Below are 9410 nucleotides of genomic sequence, written 5' to 3' on the forward strand. Positions count from 1 at the left end.
AGGTCGATGGCCGAATAGCAGAATTTATAGACCTCCGTGTTGTGGTTGCGGCTCTCCGCCACCTTGCGGATGCGTGCTACCGCTTCATCGACACGTTCCTGGCTCCATGCCGGGGTGTATTCGTTCAGGTGATTGGCGTATTCCATACGATTTCGCTGTTTTCGACAAAATTAGAAAAATTATTCGATCCTCGTCGTCTTCGGCTGAATTATTTTCGTTTTGCGGGTTTGTCCGCTTTTCCCTCCGTCCCTCTTTCCCGGTCGTTCCTTATCGCCGGGATGCCCCGCCCTCCTTGTCGCGGTGGTGCAGGAGCTCCATGGCTGTACAAGATCCGAAAAGGGCCCGGACCTTTTGGTCCGAGCCCTTTTCTATTTGATTCCTTTGCGCCCTCTTCACAGCCGGCCCTGTCGGTCCGTCCGGGTGGTAGGATCATTTCCGTCGATTACTTGCGGAGAGCCTTCAGGTTTACATCCGAAGCAGCCTTCTTGGCCAGCTCGGGGTTCTTCGAGGTAGCGCTCTTGAGCTGAGCCTCGGCGCTCTTCAGGTCGCCTTCCTTCACGGCGATCACGGCACGCAGGTAGTCAGCCTCAGCCGAGTTGTCCTTGGCGATGGCCTTCTTGGCGCCTGCCAGATCGTTCGACTGAACCAGGGCGATGGCCTTGTTGTAGCCCTCGAGACCTGCAGCAGCGCTCTTGTAGTTGCCCTCGGCAGCAGCCATGGCAGCCTTTGCCTCGCTGTCGGCAGCAGCGGCGTACTTCTTGGCCTCGGCGGTATTGCAGTTGGCGAGGTTGGCCAGCAGCAGGTTCTTGTTCAGGGCAGCCGACGAATCCAGCTTGGCAGCCTTCTCGAACGACTTCAGGGCAGCCTCCTTGTCACCGGCCTTCGTCTGGGCAACACCGAGGTTGTTCCAGATGCGGGCATCGTTGTACTTCTTCGAAGCGGCGGTCAGGATGGCAATCTGCTCCTCGGGATTCTCGACGAGAACCTGTGCAGCGAAGAGGTACTCCTCGGCGCTCAGCTCGCCACCGTTGCGGTAGGCAGCCATGATCTCCTCGTCGGTCTTGCCCTGCAGGTCGGTGGTGTTCACGATCTGCGAGCGGCGCAGCTCGGGCAGGATCTCCTCCTTGAGCTCCTCGAATACGCTCGACATGTTCTTGATCTCGGTCTCACGCTCTGCGGGCGAGTTGTAGAGGCTCAGCACCTGCAGGATGAGGTCCTTGTCCTTGATGTTCGACTGCTCAACCAGCTCCTTGAAGCCGTCCCAGTCCTCACCGTAGGCTGCGGCGTCGATGTCCAGACCCGAGTCCTTCAGCAGCTTGGCAACGACCTTCTTACCCGACTCGCTGCGGGCCTTCGAAAGCTTGTCGTTGAACTTCACCGGACCGTCGGGCGAAGCGTAACCCTTCACGGCGATGTTCTGCGTGGCGCGGTCGTTCTGCATCGTCTCGTCCACGTTGGCCTTGAATGCGTCGAGGTTGGCGTTTCTCTCGTTCTTCTTCGTTACGACCGACGAGTTGATGGCGTAGAGCAGATCGGTCTTGTCCACTACGGTGGTGATGCGCTTGAAGTTGTTGTCCATCTCCTCCATCAGGTCACCGTACTTGAGGTCCTTCTGGAGCGTATTCACACCGTAGGCAACCGTCAGACCGAACTCCTTGGCCAGAGCGGCCTTGGCAGCCTCGTCGTTGCCGGCCAGCACGGCAGCCTGCTCCTTGGTCGGAATGGCGCCCGTGTTGAGGTTTACGAGCGTGAACTCCTTGCACTTGCCGCCCGGGCACTTGATCTCGGCGCGGAGCTGGAGCTCGCTCTGATCCATGCGCGGATCGTAGGGGAACTCGACGTGCTGCGTGAAGTTGCCGCCGTTCTTCTTGTCTACGACCGTATAGTTGTCATCGACCTTCGAACCCTGATAGTAGTGGGTCGTGCCGGCAACCTCGCCGCCCTCGAAGACGATCACCGGGGTCACCTTGATGACGGCCTTCTTGTTGAAGTACTCTACGGGGAACGTTACGTTGATGTCAGCGGCAACGATACCGTTGTTCAACGTCAGAATCTCGGGAGCGACCGTCAGCTTGACGTCTTCCCGGTTCTTGGCCATCTTCTTGAAGCAATTGCAGCTCGTGAAAGCCAGCGATGCGGCAACGAGCACCATGCTCAATCTCATCAGTTTTTTCATAATCGGGTAATTTTAATGTTTATTTGTTGATTGCTTGTTCTTTTATCTCCTTCTGCCGTAGCCCATACGACAGAACATCGCAAATATAGAAAAGACTTGCAAATTATGCAAAATTTCGGACGGAAATATTTTTTGTACATTTCCGTCCGAAACAGTCCCTCAATGCGGATTATTCGCCCTTGTGCTCACGGCGTTCGCGGCGCTCTCCACGCTCGGGGCGCGGGCGGCGCTCACGCTCAACGTAACCCTCGGGTTTGGGCAGCAGCGCCTTGCGCGAGAGCTTGAGCTTGCCGGTCTTCGGGTCGATGCCGATGAGCTTGACGTCGATCTCGTCACCCTCCTTCAATCCGGTCTCCTCCATGGTCTCGAAGCGCTTGTAGTCGATCTCCGAGATGTGGAGCAGGGCGTCCTTGCCGGGCATGATCTCGACGAAGGCGCCGAAGGCGACGATCGAGCGGATGCGTCCGTGATAGGTTTCGCCCACCTCCGGGATGGCAACGATGGCTTTGATGCGGGCCAGGGCGCCGTCCAGGGCGGCTTTGTCCACGCCGAAGATATCGACGATGCCCTTGTTGTCCACCTCCGTGATGGTGATGGTGGTGTTCGTGGTCTTCTGGATGTCCTGGATCACCTTGCCGCCCGGGCCGATGACCGAGCCGATCATGTCCTGCGGGATGGTGATCTGTACGATGCGCGGCACGCAGGGCTTGTAGTCGGCGCGTGGCTCGGCGATGCACTCGGTGATCTTGCCGAGGATGTACATGCGTCCCTTGCGGGCCTGCTCGAGGGCGGCGGCGAGCACCTCGTAGGAGAGGCCGTCCACCTTGATGTCCATCTGCGTGGCGGTGATGCCGTCCTTGGTTCCGGTCACCTTGAAGTCCATGTCGCCGAGGTGGTCCTCATCGCCGAGGATGTCCGACAGCACGGCCCACTTGCCCGACTCCGAGTCGGAGATCAGACCCATGGCGATACCCGAAACGGGCTTCTTGATCTTCACGCCGGCATCCATCAGCGCGAGGGTTCCGGCGCAGACCGTAGCCATCGACGACGAACCGTTCGACTCGAGGATGTCCGAAACGACGCGCACGGCATAGGGGTTCTCCTCGCCCAGCGGAATCATTGGCTTCAGGGCGCGCCATGCCAGGTGGCCGTGGCCGATCTCGCGACGTGAGAGGCCGCGCGAAGCCTTGGCCTCACCCGTCGAGAAGGGCGGGAAGTTGTAGTGGAGCACGAACTGCTCGGTGCCCTGTACGAGCACCTCGTCCTTGACCTTTTCGTCGAGTTTCGTGCCGAGCGTCACGGTAGCCAGCGCCTGCGTTTCGCCGCGGGTGAAGATAGCCGAGCCGTGGGCGGCGGGCAGGTAGCCCACTTCGCACCAGATCGGACGGATTTCGTCCGTGCGGCGGCCGTCGAGACGCTTGCCCTCGTCGAGGATCATGCGGCGCATGGCCTTCTTCTGCACGTCGTCGTGGAAATACTTGTGGATCAGCGGGGCCTTCTCGACGAGCTCCTCCTCGGTGTAGTGCGAGGTGGCGAACTCCTGCTCGAGGGCGTTGAACAGATCCTCACGCTCGTGCTTCATCGTGCCGCTGGTGGCGATGGCGTATGCCTTGTCGTAAAGCTCGCGGATGATCGTCTGGCGCAGCTCCTCGTCGTTCACCTCGTGGCAGTAGGTGCGCTTGACGTCCTTGCCGAGCTCCTTCGAAAGCTCGATCTGTACGGCGCAGTGCTTCTTGATCTCCTCGTGGGCGAACTTGATGGCCCCGAGCATGACTTCCTCCGAAACCTCCTTCATCTCACCCTCGACCATCAGGATGTTGTCGATCGTACCGCCGACCATGATGTCCAGGTCGCACTCGGGCATCTCCGAGAAGTTGGGGTTGATGGCGTACTCGCCGTTGCGGCGGACGACGCGGACCTCGGAGATCGGGCCTCCGAACGGGATGTCCGACACGGCCAGCGCGGCCGATGCGGCCAGTCCGGCCAGTGCGTCGGGCTGGATGTCCTTGTCGGCCGAGATGAGCGTCACGGTGACGTATACTTCGGCGTGGTAGTCCGCGGGGAAGAGCGGACGGAGCGCGCGGTCGATCAGGCGGGCGACGAGGATCTCGCTGTCGTTGGCCTTGCCTTCGCGCTTCATGAAGCCGCCGGGATAGCGGCCGCAGGCGGCGTATTTCTCCTTGTACTCCACCTGGAGAGGCATGAAATCGGTGTCGGGTTTTGCGTCCTTGGCGGCCACGACGGTACCGAGCAGCATGGTGTCGCCCATCTTGACGACCACCGAGCCGTCGGCCTGCTTGGCCAGCTTGCCCGTTTCGATCTCGATCTGGCGACCGTCGGCCAGCGTGATGATCTTGCGGACTGCGTTGTACAGCTTCTTTTCTTCCATAAATTTTATCCTATGATGTAATCGTTTGTCGCAATGAAAATGAAGGCAACCCCTCGCGGGAATTGCCCTCATTCTTTCCTCGGGAACTACTTGCGGAGGTTGAGCGTCTTGACGATGGCGCGGTAGCGCTCGATGTCTACCTCCTTGAGGTACTCCAGCAACTGGCGGCGCTTGCCTACCAGGCGCAGCAGGGCGCGCTGGGTGCCGAAATCGTGGCGGTTGTTCTTGAGGTGTTCAGTAAGGTGGTTGATACGGTAGGAAAACAACGCGATCTGGCTCTCGGGCGAACCCGTGTCGGTGTTAGACTTGCCGTACTGGCCGAAAAGCTCCTGCTTTTTTTCTGCTGTTAAATAAGCCATTTTGTAAAAGTTTATTTAAGTTCCACTCTACGACGCATTCCCCTTACCGTGAATAACGCCAGAGCGTTGGGCAAAGGTACGAAATAAATAGGAATTGCGCATGAAAAATGAAAAATTATTTGTCTTTTCGGCCACGACGGGCGTCAGATCGGCGGGAAAATCGTATTTTTGCCCCTAAACGGATGAAAATTATGCTGCACAGAGGATTTTTCGCCTGTCTCGCGGCGCTTGCCGCGCTGCTTTCTGCAGGATGTTCGGCGCCGGCTGACTATACGGTCGTCGAGGGTACGATGCTCGGTACGACGATGCGTGTGGTGGCCGATGTGAAGGATGCCACGCCGCAGGAGCTTTATGCGGCTGCGATGGAGCTCGACCGTGAGGCCAAGGCCTCGATGTCGATCTTCGACCCGACGTCGCTCCTGAGCCGCCTGAACCGCAACGAAACGGACAGCGTCGATTGCCACATCGCCTTCAATCTCCGGCTGGCCGACAGCATCGGGGCGTTGAGCGACGGCCGCTACGACGTGACGGTCAAGCCGCTGGTCGAGGCGTGGGGCTTCGCCGGGCGCGAGGCCCAGGCGCATCCGAACGTCGATTCGATCCTCGCCTTTGTCGGCCGCGACAAGGTGCGCATCGAGCAGGGGCGGCTCGTCAAGAGCGATCCGCGCGTCGAGCTCGACTTCAACTCGGTGGCCAAGGGCTATACGGTGGACCTGCTTGCTGCGCTGGTTGAGCGCTTCGGCGCGGAGAACTACATCGTCGATATCGGCGGCGAGGTACGTTGCCGGGGCGTGAACCGCTCGGGCCATCCGTGGCGGATCGGGGCCGAGACCCCCCTCGACGGCAACGGATCGGGGTCGAGACCCCCTTCGACGGCAACATGACCGACGGCGAGTACCTCCAGAAGCGGATCCGCATGAGCGGGGGCGGGTTGGCCACCTCGGGCAACTACCGCCGCTTCTACCTCGATGCCGAAGGGAACAAGGTGGCCCATACGATCGACCCGCGCACCGGGCGCAGCATCCTCTCGCGCCTGCTTTCGGTGACGGTCGTGGCACCGACCTGCGCCGAGGCCGACGCGCTGGGAACGATGTTCCTGGCCATGGGGGCCGACGACGCCCTGGAGGCCGTCGGCCGGATGCCCGACGTGAAGGTCTACTTCATCCTTGCCGGCAAGGACGGGGCGTACGAGGAGTATGTCTCTCCGGCGATGTCCGCGCTGATCATGGAGTGAGCGGACTCCCGGCAACCGGTCCGCTTCCGGGGAAACCGCTTCCCGGCCCGGCGGCCCGATTCTGCGGCGGTCCCGGCGGCAGCCGCGCAACGCGATAAAGGAATGATATGAAAACTGCGCTATTTCTTTACAACCCCCAGTCGGGGAAGGGACGCATCGATCGTTGCGTCGGCGAGATCTGTACGGTGTTCGGCGCCTACGGTTACGAGGTGCGGCCCCAGGAGGTCGATTTCGACACGAATCCGTTCGATGGCAACGAAACGATCGACCTGATGGTCGTGGCGGGCGGCGACGGGTCGGTGAACTTCGTGCTGAATGCCATGAAACGCAAGGGACTCGATATCCCGATCGGCGTGATTCCGGCCGGTACGGCCAACGACTTTGCCGGGGCGCTCGGCATGTCGCCCGAGCCGTTGGAGGCGGCCCGCCAGATCGCCTCGGGGGTCGAGCAGCGGGTCGATTGCGGCCGGGTGAACGACCTCTATTTTGTCAATATCTTCAGTTTCGGGATCTTCACCACCACCTCGCAGCGCACGTCCGACGAGCGCAAGCACCGCATCGGCCGCCTGGCCTACATCATCGAGGGGGTCAAGGAGGTGACCTCGATGCATGCCGTGCCGCTGGAGATCGAGGCCGACGGCGAACGTTTCGATCTCCGTTCGCTGATGGTGCTGATTTTCAACGGCGAGACCGCCGGAGGCTTCCACCTGGCGCGGCGTTCGTCGATCCGCGACGGACTGCTCGACTGCATCCTGCTCGAGAAGAAGAACATCCTCCACTCGACTTTCGCCATGGGGCAGTACCTGCTGGGCGGCAATCCGAAGATCGTGCGGCACCTGCAGGCGCGTCGGATCGATATCCGCTCGACGGTCAATGAGCCGACCGACGTGGACGGACAGCGCGGAGCCGAGTTCCCGCTGCACATCGAGTGTCTGCCGGGTGCCTTGCGCGTACAGTGCCCGCCCGCGGCCGGGGAGTGAGTGGCCCGGTAGTCCATCCTTGCGTCCTCTCCCCGGCTTTTCAGGGGCGCGAGAGTGATCTGGGAGGCCCTTTTCGGCATTTTCCGTTTGGTCGTTTGGCGGGAATTCGTTATATTTGTCGGAAAGCGTGATTGATTACATGGCGGAGCACGGCAAAACGGGACGCGCGGCGCACGACAGTGGCCGCGAGAGTCTGCACAAGGTCTCCATCTCCCGGATCAAGAAGGAGATGAGTGACGTATTTTATCTTTCGGACGATCTGGTGATTGCGACCCTCTCGGCGCAGAACAACACGACGTCCGACTATCCGGCGACGATCGACGGATTTTCGGCCATCATCATGATGGCAGGCGAGGCCACCGTCTCGATCGACATGAAGACCTATCAGGTGCGGCCCAACACGATCGTCTTCTTCAATCCCAACAGCATCATCCGCACGATCAAATGTTCTTCGAATGCTGCGGCCTATTTTCTGGCCTTCTCGAAGTCGTTCGTCAATGAGATCCAGATCGATCTCTCGACTTCGCTGCCCGTCTACATGCGTTTCGGCAAGGCCCCGCTGCTTCCCGTGACGCCGCAGGACGTCGAGGAGATCCGGCAGCTGTTCCAGATGATCAAGACGATGCTGCGCAGCGACAAGGAGCGCTACCGCCACGAGATCATCCGCACGCTCTTCACCACGGCCTTCTATATCATCACCGAGATCAACCAGCGCGAGCGGACCGATACGGTCAAGCAGGGGCGCTGCGAGGTGCTCTTCAACGAGTTCATGTCGCTGCTCCAGCGTTACAACAAGCAGGAGCGGAACGTGAGCTTCTATGCCAAGCAGCTCAACATCACGCCCAAATACCTCTCCTCGGTGGTCAAGGAGGTGAGCGGCAAGACCGCCGCCCGGTGGATCGACGAATCGGTGATCCTCGAGGCAAAGACCCTGCTGAAGTATTCGGGCATGAGCATCCAGGAGATCGCCTACCACCTGAACTTCTCGACGCAGTCCTTCTTCGGCAAGTATTTCAAGCAGCATACCGGCACTTCGCCCTCGCGTTACAAGCGCAAGGGGTAGTGTTGCAGAACGGTGATTCGACAGCGAGGCCCGCATCCGAAAGGATGCGGGCCTCGTCTGTTTCAGTGTGTTCCGTCGCGCTATTTGCGCTTCGAGGCGGCTTTGGCTGCTACGGCCTTGTCCAACTCGATGATGAAGTCCGAGAGGACGTTCATGTAGTTGATGAAGGCGTCGTAGGCCGAGTCGTAGGGGTTGAAGTAGGAGTGCACGTCTCCGTCCGAAAGCCACTTCGTCGCCATGTAGTAGAAGTGGTCGGAGGTCTGCATGAAACTCCACACATAGTCGAAATCGGGGCTCTTCAGCGCGGCGATCTTCTCCTTCTGTGCATAGAGTTTCGAGAAGGCTTCGTTCTGGAGTTCATTGCCGAGCCATGCCGTCACGTCGCGCTCCTCGTCGGCCCACGACATCACGTGCGGGCAGTGGAGCACCGAGACGGGCTGGTACTTCTTGGCGGCTTCGCTCACCGTGGCGAACTCCAGCTGGCCCTTCTGCGCGAGGATGGCCTTCGGCAGGGCGCGCATGAATTCGAAGATGCCCGTATCGGCGGTCTGGTGCTCGCCGAAGGTCTCGTAGTCCATGAAGAGGTTGATCACTTCGCCAGGGGTCTCTTCCGACGAGAGCCACTTCACGTACTTGTCGGCCGTCAGCGGCCACTGATCCCAACTCTGGTTCGAGAAGCGGAAGGCGATGTCGTCCGAGAGTTTGTAGTTGCGCAGCAGCAGACGGAGTTTCTGGTCTACGGCGTTGGCGTAGACGTAGTTGGGCGACTTCCAGCCCAGCACGTGCTTGGCTCCCTCGGCAAGCATCGTGCGGAAGCCCATCTCGGCGACCATGGCGCCGATGTCGTCCGAGTAGATCAGCTCCGTATTGCGGAAGGCCGTGGGTTTCACGCCGAACTCCTTCTTGAGCATGGCGGTATGGAGCTTGACCTGCTCGACGAAGTCCTCCTTCGACGCAAGCGATGCGAGCGAGTGGGAGTAGGTCTCGGCGAGGAACTCCACGCAGCCCGTGGCGGCGAGCTCCTTGAACGAGTCGAGGACCTCGGGGGCATAGGCCCGCATCTGTTCGACGGCGATTCCCGTGATGGAGAACGAGCAGCGGAATTTACCCTTGTTTTCCTTGATGAGCTTAAGCAGCAGGGCGTTCATCGGCAGGTAGCACTGCCGGGCCACCTTCTGCATGATGGAGCGGTTCAACAGGGCGTCCCGG

Annotated in this window: 8 protein-coding genes and 1 pseudogene; 4 read left to right on the forward strand and 5 right to left on the reverse strand. The window is 60.2% G+C overall.

What is annotated here, in order from left to right; genetic code table 11:
* The 4 genes and pseudogenes from QZL63_RS10020 to rpsO all read right to left on the reverse strand — a co-directional run.
* Positions 1-146, reverse strand: a pseudogene (locus QZL63_RS10020) (deoxyribose-phosphate aldolase); the annotation flags it as partial.
* A 296-nt stretch (positions 147-442) separates the two neighbouring features.
* On the reverse strand, positions 443-2164 hold the full coding sequence (locus tag QZL63_RS10025; protein WP_290586863.1) for a hypothetical protein: 1722 nt from the start codon (positions 2162-2164) through the stop codon (positions 443-445).
* Between the two features lie 181 nt (positions 2165-2345).
* Positions 2346-4565, reverse strand: coding sequence for a polyribonucleotide nucleotidyltransferase (gene pnp / locus QZL63_RS10030; RefSeq protein WP_022309165.1), 2220 nt, complete (start codon positions 4563-4565; stop codon positions 2346-2348).
* 86 nt (positions 4566-4651) lie between these two features.
* A complete protein-coding gene (gene rpsO / locus QZL63_RS10035) occupies positions 4652-4924 on the reverse strand; it encodes a 30S ribosomal protein S15 (protein WP_022309166.1) in 273 nt (90 codons plus the stop codon).
* Between the two features lie 191 nt (positions 4925-5115).
* Between rpsO and QZL63_RS10040 the strand changes: the two genes are divergently transcribed.
* The 4 genes from QZL63_RS10040 (at position 5116) to QZL63_RS10050 (ending at position 8201) form a co-directional block, all read left to right on the forward strand.
* Positions 5116-5808: an FAD:protein FMN transferase gene (locus QZL63_RS10040; RefSeq protein ID WP_022309167.1), complete on the forward strand. Its 693-nt coding sequence runs from the start codon at positions 5116-5118 to the stop codon at positions 5806-5808.
* Complete coding sequence (locus tag QZL63_RS11760) at positions 5805-6158, forward strand: FAD:protein FMN transferase (protein ID WP_022309168.1); 354 nt, start codon at positions 5805-5807, stop codon at positions 6156-6158. The genes QZL63_RS10040 and QZL63_RS11760 overlap by 4 nt, the downstream gene beginning before the upstream one ends.
* A gap of 107 nt (positions 6159-6265) precedes the next feature.
* The gene (locus QZL63_RS10045; RefSeq protein ID WP_022309169.1) at positions 6266-7138 is read left to right on the forward strand and encodes a diacylglycerol/lipid kinase family protein; all 873 of its coding nucleotides are present in this window, start codon (positions 6266-6268) and stop codon (positions 7136-7138) included.
* A 139-nt stretch (positions 7139-7277) separates the two neighbouring features.
* On the forward strand, positions 7278-8201 hold the full coding sequence (locus QZL63_RS10050; RefSeq protein WP_022309170.1) for an AraC family transcriptional regulator: 924 nt from the start codon (positions 7278-7280) through the stop codon (positions 8199-8201).
* 80 nt (positions 8202-8281) lie between these two features.
* Here the strand turns inward: QZL63_RS10050 and QZL63_RS10055 are convergent.
* Positions 8282-9410 (reverse strand): glycoside hydrolase family 57 protein (locus QZL63_RS10055; protein WP_290586854.1); only part of this gene is annotated, 1129 nt, incomplete at its 5' end.

The organism is Alistipes sp. CAG:268, from assembly GCA_000434235.1.
GTDB lineage: Bacteria > Bacteroidota > Bacteroidia > Bacteroidales > Rikenellaceae > Alistipes > Alistipes avistercoris.

Coding starts and splice junctions, on each gene's coding strand:
- QZL63_RS10050 (WP_022309170.1), top strand. CDS start 7,278: ATGGCGGAGCACGGCAAAACGGGACGCGCGGCGCACGACAGTGGCCGC.
- QZL63_RS10045 (WP_022309169.1), top strand. CDS start 6,266: ATGAAAACTGCGCTATTTCTTTACAACCCCCAGTCGGGGAAGGGACGC.
- QZL63_RS11760 (WP_022309168.1), top strand. CDS start 5,805: ATGACCGACGGCGAGTACCTCCAGAAGCGGATCCGCATGAGCGGGGGC.
- rpsO (WP_022309166.1), bottom strand. CDS start 4,924: ATGGCTTATTTAACAGCAGAAAAAAAGCAGGAGCTTTTCGGCCAGTAC.
- pnp (WP_022309165.1), bottom strand. CDS start 4,565: ATGGAAGAAAAGAAGCTGTACAACGCAGTCCGCAAGATCATCACGCTG.
- QZL63_RS10025 (WP_290586863.1), bottom strand. CDS start 2,164: ATGAGATTGAGCATGGTGCTCGTTGCCGCATCGCTGGCTTTCACGAGC.
- QZL63_RS10040 (WP_022309167.1), top strand. CDS start 5,116: ATGCTGCACAGAGGATTTTTCGCCTGTCTCGCGGCGCTTGCCGCGCTG.